This is a genomic window from Bradyrhizobium sp. UFLA06-06 (assembly GCF_054820065.1).
On record NZ_JADFUD010000006.1, the window covers coordinates 20,403 to 39,672 of the forward strand.

20 protein-coding genes are annotated in these 19,270 nt (G+C 63.9%); 16 read left to right on the forward strand and 4 right to left on the reverse strand.

The window, feature by feature from the left end; genetic code table 11:
* The first annotated feature begins 79 nt into the window (after positions 1-79).
* The 3 genes from IF803_RS06850 (at position 80) to IF803_RS06860 (ending at position 3,404) form a co-directional block, all read left to right on the forward strand.
* Positions 80-1,759 (forward strand): AMP-binding protein, encoded by a 1,680-nt coding sequence (locus IF803_RS06850; RefSeq protein WP_411784128.1) that lies wholly within the window; start codon positions 80-82, stop codon positions 1,757-1,759.
* An 11-nt stretch (positions 1,760-1,770) separates the two neighbouring features.
* Entirely contained in the window at positions 1,771-3,075 is a 1,305-nt protein-coding gene (locus IF803_RS06855) for an acyl-CoA dehydrogenase family protein (RefSeq protein ID WP_411784130.1), read from the forward strand.
* Positions 3,076-3,209: 134 nt separating this feature from the next.
* Positions 3,210-3,404: a hypothetical protein gene (locus IF803_RS06860; RefSeq protein ID WP_057017127.1), complete on the forward strand. Its 195-nt coding sequence runs from the start codon at positions 3,210-3,212 to the stop codon at positions 3,402-3,404.
* A 129-nt stretch (positions 3,405-3,533) separates the two neighbouring features.
* Here the strand turns inward: IF803_RS06860 and IF803_RS06865 are convergent, their stop codons facing one another.
* A complete protein-coding gene (locus IF803_RS06865) occupies positions 3,534-3,917 on the reverse strand; it encodes a hypothetical protein (RefSeq protein WP_461191681.1) in 384 nt (127 codons plus the stop codon).
* Between the two features lie 132 nt (positions 3,918-4,049).
* On the opposite strand from IF803_RS06865, the gene IF803_RS06870 reads away from it, so the two are divergent.
* Positions 4,050-5,342 (forward strand): c-type cytochrome, encoded by a 1,293-nt coding sequence (locus IF803_RS06870; RefSeq protein WP_461191682.1) that lies wholly within the window; start codon positions 4,050-4,052, stop codon positions 5,340-5,342.
* Between the two features lie 65 nt (positions 5,343-5,407).
* Here the strand turns inward: IF803_RS06870 and IF803_RS06875 are convergent, their stop codons facing one another.
* Together IF803_RS06875 and IF803_RS06880 are read right to left on the reverse strand one after the other, a co-directional pair.
* Positions 5,408-5,698 carry a hypothetical protein gene (locus IF803_RS06875; protein ID WP_304499651.1) on the reverse strand — a complete coding sequence of 97 codons (291 nt, stop codon included), beginning with the start codon at positions 5,696-5,698 and terminating at the stop codon, positions 5,408-5,410.
* Positions 5,699-5,702: 4 nt separating this feature from the next.
* The gene (locus tag IF803_RS06880; RefSeq protein WP_461191683.1) at positions 5,703-7,673 is read right to left on the reverse strand and encodes a 4Fe-4S binding protein; all 1,971 of its coding nucleotides are present in this window, start codon (positions 7,671-7,673) and stop codon (positions 5,703-5,705) included.
* Between the two features lie 152 nt (positions 7,674-7,825).
* Between IF803_RS06880 and IF803_RS06885 the strand changes: the two genes are divergently transcribed.
* The 10 genes from IF803_RS06885 (at position 7,826) to IF803_RS06930 (ending at position 16,995) form a co-directional block, all read left to right on the forward strand.
* Positions 7,826-8,581, forward strand: a complete 756-nt coding sequence (locus IF803_RS06885) for a biotin/lipoate--protein ligase family protein (RefSeq protein ID WP_461191684.1) — start codon at positions 7,826-7,828, stop codon at positions 8,579-8,581.
* Entirely contained in the window at positions 8,578-9,117 is a 540-nt protein-coding gene (locus tag IF803_RS06890; protein ID WP_461191685.1) for a DUF6505 family protein, read from the forward strand. The genes IF803_RS06885 and IF803_RS06890 overlap by 4 nt, the downstream gene beginning before the upstream one ends.
* On the forward strand, positions 9,114-10,121 hold the full coding sequence (locus IF803_RS06895; protein WP_461191686.1) for a DUF6352 family protein: 1,008 nt from the start codon (positions 9,114-9,116) through the stop codon (positions 10,119-10,121). Before IF803_RS06890 ends, IF803_RS06895 begins: the two co-directional genes overlap by 4 nt.
* Positions 10,118-10,633 carry a DUF3305 domain-containing protein gene (locus tag IF803_RS06900; RefSeq protein ID WP_028345030.1) on the forward strand — a complete coding sequence of 172 codons (516 nt, stop codon included), beginning with the start codon at positions 10,118-10,120 and terminating at the stop codon, positions 10,631-10,633. Before IF803_RS06895 ends, IF803_RS06900 begins: the two co-directional genes overlap by 4 nt.
* On the forward strand, positions 10,630-11,250 hold the full coding sequence (locus IF803_RS06905; protein WP_461191687.1) for a DUF3306 domain-containing protein: 621 nt from the start codon (positions 10,630-10,632) through the stop codon (positions 11,248-11,250). The genes IF803_RS06900 and IF803_RS06905 overlap by 4 nt, the downstream gene beginning before the upstream one ends.
* 116 nt (positions 11,251-11,366) lie before the next feature.
* On the forward strand, positions 11,367-12,158 hold the full coding sequence (locus tag IF803_RS06910) for a Cro/CI family transcriptional regulator (RefSeq protein WP_461191688.1): 792 nt from the start codon (positions 11,367-11,369) through the stop codon (positions 12,156-12,158).
* A 29-nt stretch (positions 12,159-12,187) separates the two neighbouring features.
* The gene (locus IF803_RS06915; RefSeq protein ID WP_028345027.1) at positions 12,188-12,406 is read left to right on the forward strand and encodes a twin-arginine translocation signal domain-containing protein; all 219 of its coding nucleotides are present in this window, start codon (positions 12,188-12,190) and stop codon (positions 12,404-12,406) included.
* A gap of 2 nt (positions 12,407-12,408) precedes the next feature.
* Positions 12,409-15,351: a formate dehydrogenase subunit alpha gene (locus IF803_RS06920; protein ID WP_461191689.1), complete on the forward strand. Its 2,943-nt coding sequence runs from the start codon at positions 12,409-12,411 to the stop codon at positions 15,349-15,351.
* Between the two features lie 13 nt (positions 15,352-15,364).
* Positions 15,365-15,961 (forward strand): formate dehydrogenase FDH3 subunit beta, encoded by a 597-nt coding sequence (gene fdh3B / locus IF803_RS06925; RefSeq protein WP_011088224.1) that lies wholly within the window; start codon positions 15,365-15,367, stop codon positions 15,959-15,961.
* A gap of 41 nt (positions 15,962-16,002) precedes the next feature.
* Positions 16,003-16,995, forward strand: coding sequence for a formate dehydrogenase subunit gamma (locus tag IF803_RS06930; RefSeq protein ID WP_411783995.1), 993 nt, complete (start codon positions 16,003-16,005; stop codon positions 16,993-16,995).
* Between the two features lie 31 nt (positions 16,996-17,026).
* Here the strand turns inward: IF803_RS06930 and IF803_RS06935 are convergent, their stop codons facing one another.
* Positions 17,027-17,149: a hypothetical protein gene (locus IF803_RS06935; protein WP_304499659.1), complete on the reverse strand. Its 123-nt coding sequence runs from the start codon at positions 17,147-17,149 to the stop codon at positions 17,027-17,029.
* A gap of 690 nt (positions 17,150-17,839) precedes the next feature.
* Here IF803_RS06935 and IF803_RS06940 point away from each other — a divergent pair.
* Complete coding sequence (locus IF803_RS06940; protein WP_461191690.1) at positions 17,840-18,493, forward strand: ATP-dependent Clp protease proteolytic subunit; 654 nt, start codon at positions 17,840-17,842, stop codon at positions 18,491-18,493.
* Between the two features lie 439 nt (positions 18,494-18,932).
* Entirely contained in the window at positions 18,933-19,250 is a 318-nt protein-coding gene (locus tag IF803_RS06945) for a hypothetical protein (protein WP_038385254.1), read from the forward strand.
* The last annotated feature ends 20 nt before the right edge of the window (positions 19,251-19,270 follow it).

The window sequence follows — 19,270 nt, forward strand, 5'->3', positions numbered from 1 at the left end:
CTGCGCCAGGTGGCGGCGGGCTATAGCGGCCGCCGGGCCGGACGGGGCGCCATCGTTGCGACACTGGTGGCAAGCGTCGATGACTGTTGACCTGGATTCCGTGTCGCGTGCGCGCGCCTACGAGGAAGCCGCGGGCCGGCTGCGCGCGCGGCTCGGGGAAGCGTCGGTCGCTCCGCCCGATCCCGGAAGGCGGACGGCGCTTGATCTGTTTCGAGCCGCGCCGCGCGAGGCGCCGGCCGTGTTCTATTTCGATGCGACGCAGACCTATGCCGATATCGATTGGCTCAGTGACCGGCTCGCTGCCCGCTTCGCGCGGAAAGGGGTCGGGCGCGGCGATCGGGTCGCCGTCATTCTTCAGAATGTGCCGCAGTTCGTCATCGTCAGCGTGGCGGCGTGGAAGGTCGGGGCCATCGTCGTCAGCCTCAACCCGATGTACCGCACGCCGGAGCTTCGCAAGCTGTTCGGAGATTGCGAACCGAAGGCGGTGATCTGCCACGACGATCAATGGGAGAACGTTTTCCCGGCCGCCGGTTCGGTCGATTCCGAGCTGGTGTTCTGGACCGGCGCTGGCGAATTCCAGACGCGTAACGATGTCCGGGTGCTGCCGGAGCCGGGCGCAGCGCCGCAGGCCCATGCGCTGGCGACGGTTTTCGCCGAGAACGCAGCCGCCCCACCGGCACCGGTTCTGACGTCCGACGACATCGCCCTTCTCTTATACACCTCCGGAACCACGGGCGTTCCAAAGGGCGCCATGCTCACGCATCGTAATCTGGTGGCGACCGCGTTGATCTGTTGCGATCATTTCGAATTGAACAGCATGTCGCGCATGTTTGGCGTCGCGCCGCTGTTCCACATCACCGGCTTTGAAATCCAGATGGTCGCGGCGTTTGCCGCGCGTGCGGCGATCGTGCTGACCTATCGCTTCCAGCCCCAGGTCGCGCTCGATGCCTTCCTTGAATGGCGGCCGACATTCATCGTCGGTGCCATCACCGCGTACATTGCGCTGATGAACCAGGCTGACGCGACGAGCCGGCATTTCGAAAGCTTCGTACATATCTATTCCGGCGGCGCACCGATCGCGCCGTCGGTCATCGATGCCTTTGCGAGACGGTTCGGACGGGCGATCCGCAGTTCCTACGGAATGACCGAACTGACCTCTGCAAGCCATCTTGCGCCCAACGAAGGTCGGATTCCGGTCGATCCTGACTCAGGCGCGCTATCGATCGGCAGGCCGACCTCGGGCGTCGATGCAATCGTCGTCGACGACGAGCGCCGCCCGCTCGGAGCCGGCGCGCACGGCGAGGTGGTTGTGCGTGGCTCAGGCGTGATGGCCGGCTACTGGAGAAAGCCGGCGGAAACCGATGAGGTGCTGACCAACGGCTGGCTGCATAGCGGCGATGTCGGCTTCTTTGACGAGAGCGGCTGGTTCTACCTCGTCGATCGCAAGAAGGACATGATCTCCGCCTCCGGCTTCAAGGTCTGGCCGCGCGAAGTCGAAGACGTGATCTATGGCTTTCCGGGCGTGCGCGAAGCAGCCGTCGTCGGCGCCGCCGATCCCTATCGCGGCGAGACGGTGGTCGCCTTCGTCTCCGCTCAACCCGGCACCGTGATCGACGTCGCCGCGCTCTCGCGCTTTTGCCGCGAGCGACTGGCGGCCTACAAGTGCCCGGTCGACATTCGCGTGCTGGACGATCTGCCGAAGACGGAATCCGGAAAAATCACCCGAAACACGCTCAGGGACGGCCTGCGCGGCCGGTAAGGAGAATTTACGTGGATATCACCCAAAGCGAGCGTAGCCAGCAACTGGCCGCGCATCTCCAGCGCTTCATGACGGAGCACATCTACCCGAATGAGCGCCGATACTATCAGGAGGCCGAGCGGCTCGGGCCCTGGGCCGTGCATCCCGTTGTCGAGGTACTGAAGCCGCTCGCACAACAGGCCGGCCTATGGAACCTGTTTCTGCCCGCTCACGAGGACGGGCTGACCAACCTCGAATATGCCCCGCTATGCGAGATCATGGGACGTTCGCATCTTGCTCCCGAGGTCTTCAATTGCAGCGCCCCTGACACGGGCAACATGGAGACCATCCTGCGCTACGGTACGGAGGCGCAGAAGGAACGCTGGCTGAAGCCCTTGCTGGCCGGCGAGATCCGGTCTTCCTTTGCGATGACGGAGCCCGACGTTGCCTCGTCCGACGCGACCAATGTGGCCAGCTCGATCGTCCGGGACGGCGACGATTACGTGATCAACGGTCGCAAATGGTACACCACCGGCGCCACCGATCCGCGATGCAAGATCATCATCTTCATGGGGCAGACCGATCCGCAGAATCCGGATCGTCACAAGCGTCAGTCGATGATCCTCGTGCCCAAGGAGACGCCCGGCGTGCATGTCGTCCGTTCGCTGCCTGTGCTCGGCTTCTACGGCGTACCAGACCGTGCATCCGAGGTGATATTCACCAATGTACGCGTGCCGGCCGCCAACATGCTGCTCGGCGAGGGGCGCGGATTCGAGATCGCGCAGGGGCGATTGGGTCCCGGCCGCATTCATCATTGCATGCGGCTGATCGGCCTTTCCGAGCGCGTGCTCGAGCGCATGTGCCGGCGCGCGCTGAAACGTGTCGCCTTCGGCAAGCCGCTCGCCGAGCAAACCGTGACGCTCGAGCGCGTGGCCGAAGCGCGCATGAAGATCGATCAGGCGCGGCTGCTGACGCTCAGAGCTGCCTATATGATGGACACGGTCGGCAACAAGGCAGCGCGGCAAGAAATCGCGATGATCAAGGTCGTCGCGCCGAACATGGCGCAGACCATCGTCGACTGGGCGATACAGGCGTTCGGGGGAGGCGGCACCAACAACGACCATTTCCTTTCGGCAGCACTCGCAACGACTCGCTTGTTGCGACTGGCCGACGGCCCCGACGAAGTCCACCGCAACCAGATCGGCAAGCTCGAATTGCGCCGATGGCTCAATGTCGATCCCGCACGAACCGGCGGTGGCGCGGATCCGTTGTCGCCAGATGAATCTGAATCCTGGTCCGAAGGCGGCTTGTGGCCGCGCCCGAAAGATCTGCCATAGGCGTTGGGAACGGGCTGGAGCCGGAGGGCATCGGCTCCAACGCTGATCAACAAAAGGAGAGTTGTGAGCGATCTCACAGGGGGACGTCGAGACCTGCACTAGTCAGGAATCGCTCAGAACCAACGGAGATTCGCATGAAGCTCCTGATGATCGCCGGCCTGACCGCCCTCGCGCTTTTTCTAGCTGCGACGAATGTCCCGAGATCGCATCCATCGTCCGTCAGCCACACGTCAGTGGCAGGGATGCCCGCTGTGCAAGAACAAGACAAACTGCCGGTCGAAGATTTCGACGATCGATCGCTGGTGTTTCCGAGGGGAACTCAGCAATAGAGAGAATGGTGCCGTCGCATCCGAACGCATTGCGGTTCGGGATGAGCGGGCTGGAAATCGTCTGGCGTTGAACAGCGCGACGCGTCGGACGGCTTGTCCGCTTGCGCAGCCCCCGTCGCGCGCTGTGTTTCAAAAACTCATGAAGATCGGGTTGATCCCAGCGGGATCGCCGACATGTTCCGGGAATTGAAACGGCGCACCGTGGCGATCGACGATCAGGATCGCCAGGAGTAACGCCAACACGGCGACGATGTAGATCAGCAGTGGCGACGCGTCCCGGCTGGCGGGATTGCGATCCCGCGGCGGCAACACGCGAAAATGCCAAATGCGCGAGATGAACTGCAGATATGCTTTCGGATGTATTTGCATGTTCGACCTCGATTGTGAGGCGCCTTTCCCAAGACTGCGACCGCGTGGGCCGCCCTTCAAGGCGCCGCTTGTCGCACCCCCGAACCGAATACGAGCTCCCTTGTTGATTACTGGTGAAATGGGCCCGTTGTTGCCGGGGGCCAAGCCCGTCGCCCACGGACACGCCAGATTCAACGATCGCTGGCGGGCCCGATGGACGCCAAGGGAGCACTTTGGCCGGGCAGCAAAAACGGGCAGAATGGCCCGGGGGCTTCGCTGCGAGTGTCTCCGACGGCCATGGATTTGATTTTTCGTCTCGCCACGTTCCTTGTGACGGCATCGTTGCTTCTTGCGCTGCAACCCGCGCAGGCGCAATTGGCCGGACACGGCGGACCCGTCCGCGCGATCGCCGTTTCAGGCGATGGCAAGACGGTTCTGTCGGGCAGCTTCGACACTGCGGCGATCCGATGGTCGCTGGCAACCGAGTCTGCGGAGCAGGTCCTTCGCTTCCATTCGGGTGCGGTGAACGCAGTTGCCTTCCTCGGCGATGGAAGGATGGCAACGGCTGGTGCGGACGGTCAGATTGCGATCTGGACGTCGGGTCGGCCTCAGCCGGACCGGGTTTTCGCGGACCATGCGGGACCCATCGTCGGGCTCGCCGTTTCGCCCGATGCATCGAGGCTCGCATCGGCCTCGTGGGACCAGACCGTGCGGATCTCGTCGTTGTCCGACGGGGGCACGCGGGTGCTGCAAGGCCACTCGCAAAACGTGAATGGCGTGGCCTTTGCCGCCGACGGACAATCGCTGGTGAGCGTGGGCTACGATCTGACCGTGCGGATCTGGCGCCTGCCGGACGGCAGCGCCGAGATCGTCACGGTGCCGTCGCCCCTGAATGCCGTGGCGATCTCGCCTGATGGCGAAATCGTCACCGGCGCAGCGGACGGCAAGCTGCGCATGATGTCTGCCGATGGCAGGGCAAGCGGCGAGGTCGTGGCCGGTGCCACGCCAATCGTCGCCTTGGCGGTCTCGCATGACGGCGCCTTGATCGCCGCGGCGGCAATTGACGGCACCGTGGCGATCGTCGACCGCAAGGCGCGCAGCGTGCTGCGCACGCTTGCCGGGCTGCGCGGGCCGGTTTGGTCGGTTGCATTCCTGCCCGATGGCGTGACGCTCCTGACCGGCGGCGCCGACGGCAAGATCAGGCGCTGGAACGCACTGACCGGCGCGGCGATCGGATCGAACCTGATGGGCACGCCAGCGGATCCGCTCGCCGCTTATGCCGGCGATCACGGCGCTGAAATCTTCAGGGCCTGCGTCGCCTGCCACACATTGTCGGAGACGGAGCTGCAGCGTGCCGGTCCGACGCTTGCCGGACTGTTCGGCCGGAAGATCGCCTCGCTGCCTGGCTATCGCTTCTCCGACGCACTCAAGACGATGGACATTGTCTGGACGCCGGAGACCGTCTCCAAACTGTTCGAGATCGGGCCGAACGCCTATACGCCCGGCACGAAGATGCCGGAGCAGCACATCGGCTCGGCCGAGGATCGCCGCGCGCTCACGGACTTCCTGGCGCGTGCGACGTCGAAATAGCTCGATCTGGCGGCAGCCACGTTGCGGCGTCCTCAAGCGAAGGCGTCAAGCCGCGGTATGAGGCTCTAATACCCCGGCCATTGCTCCACCGGGATCTTCGTCAGCTCCGGGTTCTCCTTGAGCATGTGGGCGATATTAATGCTGGGATGTTCCTTGAGCGCCGCCACGACGCACTGGTTGACGTATTTGCGGCGTGACAGCCACTTGATCTTCTTGCCCTTCGCCTCGGCCTTGCAGGCGACGACCGCCTGCTTGAGGGCAACCTTTTGCGCCTTCGTAAGGGCTGCCTCGACGGCCGTGCCGGAGAGGACCGTGGTGACAATGCACGTCGACAGAACCATCGTGAATCGAGGCATGCGGCTAGTCCTTGTTCTCGCGTTGACGCAGATAGTCATCCGTCGTCCGTGGTGGCGCGCGTTCCGGCACGTCCTGGATCGGATCGAACTGTTGTTCGCTCATGACAATGACCCGGCAATCGGCGCACATCCGCAAGGTCTCGGTCCGGCGGTCCCCGGCAGGGTACATCCAATGCCGTCCCTCGAGTTTGGTCGCGATCCGATCGATCGTGCTCTTGACGCCGAAGGGCGTGCCACAGCGAACACACAGGGCCGGTTCTTCTTCCTTGATCACCCGCGCCGGCGCTCGTCTTGCCCGGAAGTCGATCTGCGGGGTGAGCTTGATAACTTTTTCAGGACAGGTGCTCTGACACAAACCGCATTGCACGCAGGCATCTTCCACGAATTTGAGGACGGGGCGGTCGGGATCGGCGCGGAGCGCGCCGGTTGGACAGGCCGAAACACAGGACAGGCACAGCGTGCAACCGCCGACATCGACGGTGATCGCACCGATAGGTGCACCCTCGGGCAAGGCGATCACGTCAACCGGCTTGGGGGCGAGGCGATGCAGCTCGCTCAAGCCGAAGCGAAGCAGATCGCCGCGCTTGCCGACCGTCAGGAAAGTCGCGGGATTATCGAGGCCGCCGAGGGGACCAATCCCCGTCAGTTGCTCGGCCAGGGTGTCGGGATCGTCGGTTTCGATCGTGCTCACACGGCGGCCGTCAAATCCGAGTCCGGAAAGAATGGTCTCGGCCATCCGGATCGTCTGCAAGGATCCGGTCACGTCGTGTCGTGGCTTGGCGCGCAGCAGGAGCCGCACGGCAGCCGCGCCATAGGCGAAGGCCCCGATGATGGCTTCCAGGCCGATCTGCGTCAGCTCGTTGACGGCGAGGGGAAGCACATTGGCCGGCAATCCGTCGCCATGGCGGGCGAGCGCATCGATCAGCGGCGTGCCGTGCTGGCTGTCGTGCAGCAGCAGGACCGGATGCGTGCCGCCGGCCTCGCGATAGGCGCGCAACATGGCGCGGAGGATCTGCAACTGGGTATCGGCGGGGGGCAGCGCGTAGGATGCCGCTCCCGTGGGGCAGGCGGCCGCGCATTGCCCGCAGCCCGCGCACACCTCCGCGTTGACTGCGACATGGTCGCCGTCTGGCGTGATCGCGCCGGTCGGGCACAAATCGAGGCAGCGATGGCATCCGGTCAGCTTCGAGCGCGAATGCGCGCAGAGGCTGGGTGTGAAGTCGACATATCTCGGCTTGTCGAAGCTTCCGACGAGGTCGCGGGCCGCAAGCACCGCACGCAGCATGGCCGCGGGATCTCTCGGATCCGCGCGGAGATAGCCGTCCCGCAGATCGTGTGCGGGAAACAGAGGCGGCTCGCCGGAGAGGTCGAGCACGAGATCGCAGCGCGAGATCGCGCCGTTGCGCGGGGCTTCGAACTCGAAGCGGGCGCGTGAGGACGGGCGCGGCTGCGCGTAGTCGTCGGCCGTGAGCTCGAAGCCACCAAAATGCCCGCGCGCGTTGCGTATCGTGCCCTTCACGATCGGGAACACCGCCGCGGCAGGCGGCACGACGTCTGCCGGCTTCCTGAGCATGACCGTGACGTCGAGATGGTCCGCCAGCAGCCGGCCGGCCTCGATCGCGGTCTCGTCGCGCCCATAGATCAGGATGATGCCGTCGCTCGACAATGTGACCAGCGGATAGTCCGGCGCGGGAATCGCCGCCGCCGCGAGCAGCGCCGCCATCTTCGGGCCCGCATTCGCGCCGTCGCGCGACCAGCCCGCCGTCTCGCGGATGTTGACGAAGTTGATCGCGCCAGGGCGTTCGCCCATCTCATTGGTGAACTGGCCGGCCTGCTGCGTGCAGGCGACGGTCAGCGGGCCGTCGACTTTTGCGGCGGCGCGGAAATCTTCGAGCTCCGCGCCGCAAAGATGACGATGGCTCCTGATCTCGCAGTTGGGACAGCCCCGCTGGATCGCGGCCACGTCAAGGCGCATCGTGTCTTCACACGAGCAGATCAGGACGGTCTTCGCTGGCTGCTCCAGGTCGATCCCTCCGCGGGTGCGGCGCCGTCTTGCGGACTCGCGCCATTCCTTCACCTCGTATAGATATTCACTATCGGAAGGAAAAGGAAAGTGGAGGACGGCCCTTGCGGTCGACCCCGACCAGCCGCGTCTCCGTGGCGGAAGCGATCCATCTGCCGCCGCCATTCACGCTCGTCCGGTTGCGTGAGAGCGGAGACGCCTTTGCTCACGCTTGCCGCATTGCACCTAAAAGCGGTGCCGGCACGCTGGTCTGCGTCGGGCGGTTCGATCTTGCCGAATTCGCCGTCGTGCTCGAGCCGGGCGAGCCTTTGGGCACCGCTCGGCGCGTCTTCTATGCGGGCATGGTTGCGCTCACCGATGCTCTGCGCGCCTATGCGCCGCCGCACAAGACGGTCGCGATCGGCTGGCCTGACACCGTCGTGATCGACGGTGGGCTGGTCGGCGGCGGACGGATGGGATGGCCGAGATCGGCGCGCGAGGACGAGCCGCCTGCCTGGCTGGTGTTCGGCGCCATGATCCGGACGGTCGCAATGGCCGATCAGGGACCGGGCATCCATCCGCTCGCGTCCGCGCTGGATGAGGAGGGGTTTGGCGAAGCGGGAGCCGTGCAGGTGACCGAGAGCTTTGCGCGGCACCTGATGCGGGCGATCGATAGCTGGCAGACCGATGGCTTTGGCAGCCTCGCGCGCGATTATCTCAGCCGGGTTCCCCGCGAGCGGCGAACCGTGCTGCGGATCGACGACGGCGGCGATCTCCTCACGCGCCGCGTCGGTGCCGACAGGATTGAACGCAGCGTACTCGTCAAGGCACTCGGAACGCCGTCCTGGTTCGATCCGAAGCTCGGAGGGCCGCGACTATGAAACTGCTCCGCAGCATCGCGCTCGATCCCTCCGACACCTTCGTATTCGATGTGGCGGCCGAGCCGGGCGAATGGGCCGTCTCCGGTGCCTTCCGCTTTTGCGATCAGGATCCGACGAAGCTGACCGGCAAGGCGCGCGTCGCGTTCCGCAGTGGCTTCCTCGGGGTGCAATCCTGGGGCTGGTCGACGCTGGTGCAGATTGTGCCTGCGACCGAGAACGATTGCAGCGCGCTGATCGACCGCCTCGCGAGGCAACTGATCGATCGTTTCGGTGCGCCGGATCTGGCAACCGCGCGGACGGCCGCGGAGGAGGAGGTCGCCTTCGCGCGGTCGCTCTGCAACCATCCGGTCAGCTCGCTCATTGCCGTTCACCGTTCGGTGAACGACGGCGAAGTTCGGGAATCGTTCCGCAGGCTGCAACTGCGCCAGGGTCAGGGACACAGCAAGGCGTTCTCGTTCATGGAAGTCGAGGACGATGTCGAGCCCGACGCTGATCTCAAGCTTGCCGATATGCGCGGGGAGTCGCAGCACCGATGAATGATTTCTGGATCGCGTGCGGCCACCATCTGCTCGATCGCGACGAGAACGGCGGGCTTTGCATCACCGACGAGTTCCTGAAGGCCTATTTTGTTCGTCCGGAGCTGATTCCGCCGGATGAAGCATGCCCGGTCGAGCGGCGGCTGCACCGCGCGCTGCTCGCTTCTCCCCGCAGGCCGGTCGGCGCGGACGAGATTGAAGCGATTGTCGATGCGGATGCCCGGGAGAACTGGCGGCTCGTGCTTGCCTTCCGCGATCTCCTCGTGCGGCATCCGACGCTGGAGCAGGCCTATCTTGCAACCGTCCGGTCCGGGACGAACGACTTGCCGCCGCTGTTCGTCAATCAGCTTGTGCACGTGATCCTGCGCAATGCACTCGACGGCTGCGATGATCCGTTCGTGCTGCGCGCAGCCGAGCTGTTCTTCCGTCCCCAGCGCATCCTGCCGCAGGAGCAGGCCCTGCTGCTTGGCGATGAAGAGGTCGTCGGTGGACCAAATCCGACCCCGGTGCTCTCGCTGATGTCGATGCTGGGGGCGGTGACCGATGCCGAGCTGGATGTCTTGCGCGAGGACAATGCTGACGACTACTGGCGCCGAAGCGACCATTTCGACATGGCATTCGACCTCACCGCGGGCGGCCGCGGGCCGGCGGCGCTGGCGCTGGCGATGGCGCGATGGATCTCCCATCTGCTCGGGATCGACGTCAGCATTGAGCCGCTGCGCGAGCTGCGTGATGCACGTCTCACCTGGTACGTCGGGCTCGACGCCGACGCGACCAGGCTCGGCGACCGTCTCTGGCATGGCGAGCAGCTCGACGACCGCAGCGCCGGACGCGTGCTCTCATTGTTCCGCCTGACGTTTGCGGACACGAGCGCGGCCGCAGACGAGATGCGGGGCGAGCCGGTCTATCTCATTCTGTCGATGAACGCCGATCAGAAGCTCCGGATGAAGCCGCAGAATTTGCTGACGGGGCTGCCGGTCAAACATCTGGAGATGGCGACATGAGCCCGGCTGCGCTGCCGCTTGTGCGCGTTCCCGTCGGCGTCGTGGTGGAGCGGCACCAAGCGGATTCGCCGTGGACCGACTTTGTCTGGCGCGCGGTTGCCGTTCTGCCCGACGAACCGGATACCAAACCCTGGACCGTGCTTCGCGAAGAGAACGGGACGACGCTGTTTTATGCCGGCAGCGCCACGGTCGATCTCTATGGTTCCGAGACGGCGCGCTACCGCGACAATCTCGCCTCGGGCAGTCCGGGCATCTGGACCGTATTGTCGCCGGCGGAAGGCGCCTGGCCCTATTCGGTGGCTGCCGCGACCGCCGATCCTTCGGAAGGGGAGGCGTTCACGGAGGCCGGTGCGAATCTGGTCGAGGCCGTCCCCATGCCGGAGATGCTGCGTGAGCAGATTGAAAGCTTCATTGCCGAGCACCACGTCGAACGTGAGTTCTTCAAGCGCAAGCGACGGCAGGCCGATCCGGAGGCGCTCGCGCGCCGGCAGCATGAAGGCGGACACGAATGAGTGAGGACAAGTTCCTGGCGCGCTGGTCCCGTCGCAAGCAGGAGGCAAAGGCGAACGCCACGCAACCGGACCCAGCCATGCGCGACGACATGCAGTCGATGCCGCCGCTTGCCGTGAACGACGACGACACGGAATTCGACCTATCGAGCCTGCCTTCGATCGACTCGATCACGTCGGCGACCGACATCACGGCATTCCTGCGCAAGGGAATTCCGCAGGAGTTGACGCGTGCGGCGCTTCGTCGCGCCTGGAGCGCCGATCCCGTCATCCGCGATTTTGTCGGGCTTGCCGAGAATGCGTGGGACTTCAACGACCCGACCGCGATGCCGGGCTTTGGCCCGCTGGATTGCTCCGAGGCAGAGCTCGCCGCGCTCATCGACAGGATCGTCGGCGGCCTCAGCAAGCCGGCCGAGGCGCTGCCTGAGCCTCCGGTTGAAGTCGTGGATTCTTCGCAGGAATTGTGCGAGGCCGAGTTGCCGGGCATCGCGGCCGAAGAAGCCGCGACCACGGGATCCGCACCTGATCCTGCTGCAACGCAACGAACGGTCGCCGACAGCACCGTAAGCGAACGGCCGTCGGTTGAGCGCCGCACGCACGGCAGTGCGCTGCCCCGCTAGGGACCGCGACGAAAGGCCATAGCCTCAGACTATGGCGCCGATTGACCCCCCGTTGGACCGGGACTAGGCTTTGCTAGCGCTTTGTAACAAAAGCAAAATCAGCAGACGGGACTTGGATGGAGGTCCACGTGCGTGATGCTGGCCTTGAGCGAGCCATTGACGCCGCTGGCGGCGTTGCGGAGCTTGCGCGCAAAATCGGCATCAGCCAGCCCTCTGTTTCGAACTGGAGCAAGGTGCCCGCGCAACGGGTGATCGCTGTCGAAGCCGCCACCGGCATATCGCGCGATAATTTGCGGCCTGATCTGTACAGCGAGCCGCTCCTCTCCGAAGAGCCGATCGATTCTGTCGATGCCGCACGTGCGCAGGAATATCTGCTGCTCGCGGCGCTGTTGTCCGCCGCACCATCGAAGAAACTGCTCGATCAACTGGCTGCATTGACCGTCGATGCGACCCCGCTCGGGCGCGCGCATGCCGCGCTGGCTGAATCCGCCGCCAATGCAGTCGCGGCCAAGGTCGAACGCGAATATTTCGATCTGTTCACTGGTCTTGGCCGCGGTGAGCTCTTGCCCTACGCCTCCTACTATCTGACCGGCTTTCTCAACGAGCGGCCGCTGTCGCGTCTGCGTGCCGATCTCGCTGCGTCCGGGATCGAGCGCATCGCGAATAATTCCGAGCCGGAGGATCACGCGGCTATCCTGTGCGAGATCATGGCAGGCTTCGCGGGAGGGCGTTTCCCGGCGCCCTTCGACACGCAGCGCGCCTTCTTCGGCAAACACGTCGCGTCCTGGATGGGGCGGCTGTTTGCCGACATCGAGCGCGCGGAGAGCGCCGTCTTCTATCGTACGGTCGGTGCGCTTGGTCGCGCCTTTATCGAGATTGAGACAGAAGCATTCACGTTCGCGAACTGACCTGCATCCGCAGGTCCAGGAGAGATGCGATGAGTGAAGACAGGACTACCACAGTCGGGCGCCGCGATTTCCTGCGCAAGGTCGGCGTCGGCACGGTGGGCGCCGGCGCGACACTCGCAACGCCGCTGGTCGGGGCGGCGCAAGCCGACAGCGAAACCAACGATGAGAAGCGCAAGGCGCGCTACAAGGAAACCGATCACGTCAAGGCCTTCTACCGCGTCAATCGTTATCCGGCCAAGGGAGGTTGACCGTGCTGATCAAGCGAACAAACCAGCGCTCCCTGCGCCAAGGCTCCGCCGCCGGCTTCCCTGCAGATCAAGCCGGTGGCCTCGACCGCCGCAGCTTCCTGCGCAAATCCGGTCTTGCCGGCGGCGCGCTCGCCGCGTTCGGCACCTTGCCGCTCGGCAGCGTGCGCAAGGCGGAAGCCGCGGTGGCCGGTCCGCTTACGGCGGGCGCGACCGTCCGCAAGAGTATCTGCACGCATTGTTCGGTTGGGTGCACGGTGACGGCCGAGGTCCTGAACGGGGTATGGATCGGCCAGGAGCCGAGCTGGGATTCGCCGATCAATCGCGGCTCGCATTGCGCCAAGGGCGCTTCCGTGCGTGAGCTCGTGCACAGCGAGCGGCGGCTGCGCTATCCGATGAAGCTGGTGGGCGGGCAGTGGACCCGCGTCTCCTGGGACACCGCGATCAACGAGATCGGCGACAAGTTCCAGGCTGTACGTGAGAAGTCGGGTCCCGATTCCGTCTATTGGCTCGGCTCGGCCAAGATGACCAACGAAGGCGCCTACCTGTTCCGCAAGCTCGGTGCTTTCTGGGGCACCAACAATACCGATCACCAGGCCCGCATCTGCCATTCAACCACCGTCACCGGCGTCGCCAACACCTGGGGCTACGGCGCGATGACCAACAGCTATAATGACATCCGCAATGCGAAGACGCAGGTCATCCTGGGCGGCAATCCGGCCGAGGCGCATCCCGTCTCGCTGCAGCATCTGCTCGAGGGCAAGGAGCTGCAAAAGGCCAACTTCATCGTTATCGACCCGCGCCTGACGCGCACGGCCGCGCACGCGACCGAATATGTGCGGATGCGGCCGGGTACCGACATTCCGGTGCTCTACGGCATGATGTGGCACATCCTGCAGAACGGCTGGGAGGACAAGGAGTTCATCCGGCAGCGCGTCTACGGTTTCGACGACCTCAAGAAGGAGGTCGAGAAATGGCCTCCTGACGAAGTCGAGCGCGTCACCGGCATTCCCGGCGAGCAGCTCAAGCGCGTCGCCAAGATGTTCGCCACCGAGAAGCCGGCGACGCTGATCTGGGCCATGGGCCAGACGCAGAAGACCGTCGGCACCGCCAATGTGCGGGCGAGCTGCATCGCGCTGCTGATGACCGGCAATGTCGGCAAGGCCGGCGCCGGCGCCAACATCTTCCGAGGCCACGACAACGTGCAGGGCGCGACCGATGTCGGGCTCGATATCGTCACGCTGCCGTTCTACTACGGTCTCGCCGAAGGCGCCTGGAAGCACTGGTCGCGGGTCTGGGAGGTCGACTATGACTTCCTGAAGTCGCGGTTCGATTCCAAGCAGATCATGGAAACCCCCGGCATTCCGTTGACCCGCTGGTTCGAAGCGGTGACGTTGCCGAAGGAACAGGTTGCCCAGAAGGACAACGTGAAGGCGGTGTTCGTGCAGGGACACGCCTCCAACAGCATCACCCGTATCCCTGAATCCCTCAACGGCCTGAAGGCGCTCGAGCTGCTCGTCATTGCCGATCCGCATCCGACGACCTGGGCCTCGCTCGCGGTCGAGGCGGGGCGCACGGATGGCGTCTACATTCTCCCGGTCGCCACGCAGTTCGAGTGCAAGGGCTCGCGCGTCGCTTCCAACCGCTCGCTGCAGTGGGGCGAGCAGATCGTGAAGCCGATCTTCGAATCGAAGGACGATCTCGAAATCATCTATCTGATGGCGAAGAAGCTCGGCTTCGCCGACCAGATGTTCAAGAAGATCAAAGTCGAGAACAACCTGCCCGAGGCCGAGGACGTGCTGCGCGAGATGAACCGCGGCAGCTGGTCGACCGGCTATTGCGGACAATCGCCCGAGCGCCTCAAGGCGCACATGAAGAACCAGGCGAAGTTCGACATGCTGACGATGCGGGCGCCGAAGGACGATCCCGAGGTTGGCGGCGACTATTACGGCCTGCCTTGGCCGTGCTGGGGATCACCCGAGGTCAAGCACCCGGGCACGCCGCTGCTCTACAACACCAATCTGCATGTGATGGACGGCGGCGGCACGTTCCGGCCGCGGTTCGGCGTCGAGCGCGAGGAGAAGCTACCGGACGGCACGACGCGGAAGGTAAGCCTGCTCGCGGACGGCTCGTATTCGTTGGGGTCGGGAATCCAGGATGGTTATCCGGAATTCACGCTGGCGAGCCTGAAGAAGCTCGGCTGGGACACCGAGCTCACCGAAGCGGAAATGGCCGTGATCAACAAGATCAATCCGGCCAATCCGGATACAGTGTCGTGGTCGCTCGATCTGTCGGGCGGCATTCAGCGCGTCGCGCTGGCGCATGGCTGCGTGCCCTACGGCAACGGCAAGGCGCGCATGAATGCCTTCGGCTTGCCGGATCCGATCCCGGTTCACCGTGAGCCGATCTATACGCCACGCGTCGATCTCGTCGCCAAATACCCGACGCTGCCCGACGCCAAGCAGTTCCGGATGCCCAATATCGGATTCTCCGTGCAGAAGGCCGCGGTGGAGAAAGGCATTGCAAAGCAGTTCCCGCTGATCCTGTCGTCCGGCCGTCTGGTCGAATATGAGGGCGGCGGCGAGGAGACGCGCACCAACCCGTGGCTCGCCGAGTTGCAGCAGGACATGTTCATCGAGATCAATCCTGCTGATGCGGCCGATCGCGGGGTCAAGGACGGCGGCTGGGTCTGGGTCACCGGCGCCGAGAACAATTCCAGGGCAAGGATGAAGGCGCTCGTCACCGAGCGGGTCGGCAAGGGTGTTGCCTGGATGCCCTTCCATTTCGGTGGCTGGCTTGCGGGCAAGGATCTTCGCGGCAATTACCCGAAGGGCACGGATCCGATTGTGCTCGGCGAAAGCGCGAACACGATCACCACCTACGGATACGATCCCGCGACGGGCATGCAGGAGCCCAAGGTCACGCTCTGCCAGATCGCGGCGGCATAAGGGAGCAACGACGATGGCACGTATGAAATTTCTCTGCGACGCCGACCGTTGCATCGAGTGCAACGCCTGCGTCACGGCCTGCAAGAACGAGCACGAGGTCCCCTGGGGCATCAACCGCCGTCGGGTCGTCACCATCGCCGACGGCAAGCCGGGCGAACGCTCGGTCTCGATGGCCTGCATGCACTGCACGGACGCGCCCTGTGCGGCGGTGTGCCCGGTGAACTGTTTCTATACCACCGCCGACGGCGTGGTTCTGCACTCCAAGGATCTCTGCATCGGCTGCGGCTACTGCTTCTACGCCTGTCCGTTCGGCGCGCCGCAATACCCGAAGGTCGGCAATTTCGGCTCGCGCGGAAAAATGGACAAGTGCACCTATTGCGCCGGCGGCCCCGAGGCCGATGGCAGCAAGGAAGAATATGAGAAATACGGTGCAAACCGGCTTGCCGAAGGCAAGCTGCCGCTGTGCGCGGAGATGTGCTCGACCAAGTCGCTGCTCGCCGGCGACGGCGAGATCATTGCGCAGATCTATAAGGAGCGCGTGCTGAAGCGCGGCTACGGCTCGGGCGCATGGGGCTGGAAGACCGCCTATCGCGAGACGATCGAGTCCTGACGACGACCTAGCGCGGGTCGCGTCGATATCGGGAGGACCTTATGGCGTGTTTTGCACGATTTGTTCGGCTCGTCATTGGCGTGGCCGGGCTCCTGCTGCTCGTCTCCGCGGCTTCCCCGTCCATGGCCCAGCAGGTCAACCCGACCGCAAGTTCGGTCAAGGAGCAACAGCTGCTGCAGGAACTGAACCGGGTGCAGGGACGCGTCAGCATTCCCGACCAGCGCTCGGGGGTTCTCGAGCAGCCCGCCGGCCGTGAGTGGCGCGAGTTCCGGAATGTGACGCTGCGCTGGATCGGTGGCATCGCGATTGTTGGCATGCTGGCGGCGCTGGTCATCTTCTATCTCAGCCGCGGGATGGTGCGGTTGCAGAGCGGGCGTTCGGGCCGGACCATCGTGCGCTTTAGTGCGTTCGAGCGCTTCGTGCACTGGATGACGGCGACTTGCTTCATCATTCTGGCGATCTCGGGATTGAACGTCACTTTTGGACGTCCATTGCTTCTGCCGCTGATCGGCCACGAGGCGTTTTCCGAATGGTCGCAATGGGCAAAGTATGTTCATAACTATCTCAGCTTCCCGTTCACCATTGGCGTCGTGCTGATCTTCCTGATGTGGATCGCCGGCAATATCCCGAACAGGGCGGATGTCGAGTGGATCAAGCGCGGTGGCGGCATCGTCGGGCACGATCACCCGCCGGCCTACCGTTTTAACGCCGGCCAGAAGGCGGTCTACTGGATCGTGGTCATCGGCGGAGGTCTGGTGGCAGCGACGGGATATGCGCTGATGTTCCCGTTCTACCTGTCAGGCATCGAAGGGATGCAGCTCGCGCAGATCGTCCACTCCATCGTCGCGGTGCTCTTCACGGCAGTGATGCTGGCGCACATCTATATCGGCACGATCGGCATGGAAGGCGCGTTCGAGGCGATGGGAAGCGGCACCGTCGATGTCAATTGGGCCAGGGAGCACCACAGCCTCTGGCTTGAGGAGGAGAATGCGCGCGACGCCCGACCCCAGCCCTCCGTTACCGCGGCGGAGTAGGCAGGGCGCGCGGCCGTTCGACGCGGACGCGCTACAGCCGTACGCCCGTCGTCGCAAAGGCCTGTGCGACCGGCTCTTGCACGCGGTTTAGCGCCAACGCCCCGATCGCCGCCATGACGATGGCGACGACGCAGGCGAGCAAGAAGACTTTCATTGTCGTTCTCCCAAACTGATCGGGATGCCCTTGAAAGTCTACACAAGATGGCGCGTCGCGAACAGCGTTGTCCCGCGCGCGTGAGCAGCCATCGCCCAAGCCATGGGGCGCAAGCGGCGGCTTTCGGGACGCTGCACCATCGAGACGTCGCATCCCGCGTTAGGTTGCCTTGGCAACCAGCAATTCGCGCGGAGCGTCGATTGATCTCGCATTTTGAGCCTGAATGGGCTTCCTCAGTCGGTCCAATCCCTTCAAGGATCGGGCAACGAAAATAAATAAACCAAATGAATGGCTTAGGTTGAAAATTCTTCGTGACCCCAATACTGGGTTGGACTGGCTGATCTTAAAGTCCGTAGATGATGTTTGCTCTCGGCATAGAGCGTGCGCGTGAGGGCCAGCGTCCCTCTCTAGAAGTCTCCCGCCTGCGCGCTTGCTGAATTGGGTTTGATTCAGATCAACCCACGATGCGCTTCAATGCTCTCTCAATCGTGTGAGGTCCCGGGTCAGATGGGGAGCGTCGTGGCAGCCAGGAAGCACGCTTTGAGGGTCCTCCGCGCGACATTTATCGACGCCCAGGCAACGAGCCGGAGCGCCGCGCATGGGGTGCGGCCACTCCGAAGCGATGTCGCAACGGGACAGCTTCGTTCTCGAGCGCCTGCAGTTCGCTCGATGCGAATTGCAGGATGCGTTTTGAGCATCGCGGTCGTGCTGACGTCGACGAGTTGTCTCGCGATGGAGTTTTCCCGTGTCCGAGGATGTTTTGGAGATGTTTTGAAGCTCAGTGGAGATGTCAGGGATGGGGACTTTGTCCGCTTTCGCGGATATCTGGCGACTGAGCGCCGGATCGTCGGCCTCGATCTCGATTCCCGAGGCGGGTCTCTCTACGAAGGCTTCCGAATCGCCATGCTCGCGCACCAGAGGCAAATCGCCACTTATGTTTCCGGAGAATGCGACTCGGCATGCGCTTTTATTTTCCTGGCGAGCAGGAAGCGTTATGTGGCGCCAAATGCCAAGATCGGCGTCCACTCGGTTTCCAATCTACACGGCAACGAGGACAGTCGAACGATTCGTGACACGATCAAGCTTGCGAGGTTGTCGGCCAAGCTCCGTATTGCTCCGGCGGCCATCGGCAAGATGGTGATGACTCCGCCGGGAAAGATCTCCTTTTTGAACAAGGAAGAGCTCGCTTCGCTGAAGGTCATGGAGCGGAATCCGTTTGATCGCACCGCGCGCACGGCGACCGCGGAGTCAAGGAGTAGCTCCATGTGCGGCGCGGCGCCCTCGAAGAGCGCGTCGGAGCAGGAACGTCCGATGCGGAACGCCACCGGCTCGAGGGGAAGCTAGGACGCTGGTTGAGCGGGCCTTCGGCCGAACCGGCTCGTATGGCCCAATTGGGTCAGTCAAGCCGTCGCACGTGATCCTGACTGCTTGGCACAAGCTGCACTGGTCTCTCCATTCCACCGCGATCTACAATGGCAGTCATGGGGTATGCCAGCGACAGATTTCGGCGAGTGCGTGGCGCAAGCCAGCCGGCTGGCGCTCGCAATTGGCTGCATCGCTGGCTTGAATTGGCCGACGGCGATATTGCCTTCAGGGTCGTGGTCGTGACGGCCGGGATGCTGTCGACCGCGGCGATCGCCTTTGGATTGCTGTCGTCCTGAGCGAGCCTCATGTTGGCCATGCGTGGTGCCGAATTCGTCGTTCTGAGGTGCTTCGCCAGCGAAGCTCTGACAATATGAGCTATCGTCTTCAGCGCGACACGGATCATTCCCAGCGGCAATGAATGCACTTCAAATTGGCTGAAAAGTCGAACGGACGCAGAGACCGTCAGGCGGCCAGGTTGGGCGTCGGGGCCTGCGCCGCGATCTTCCTGTTTTGCTGCGCGCAACAGACGGCTGCGCTGCCGCTGACGCCGTTCCGCTATGAAGCCCAGGCTCAGCGGCATTGCCCCGGCGATAGCGTGGTCTGGCTCGATTTTCGGCGCGGACGCTACTACCTCAAAGGGCAAAGCCGCTATGCCAGGGGCTTCGATGGCGGCTTCGTGTGCAGGAATGAAGCGCGCGAGAGCGGCTACCGGCGTTCGCTGCTCGGCCTTCGGTGACATCACCGAAGGCCGGCCTG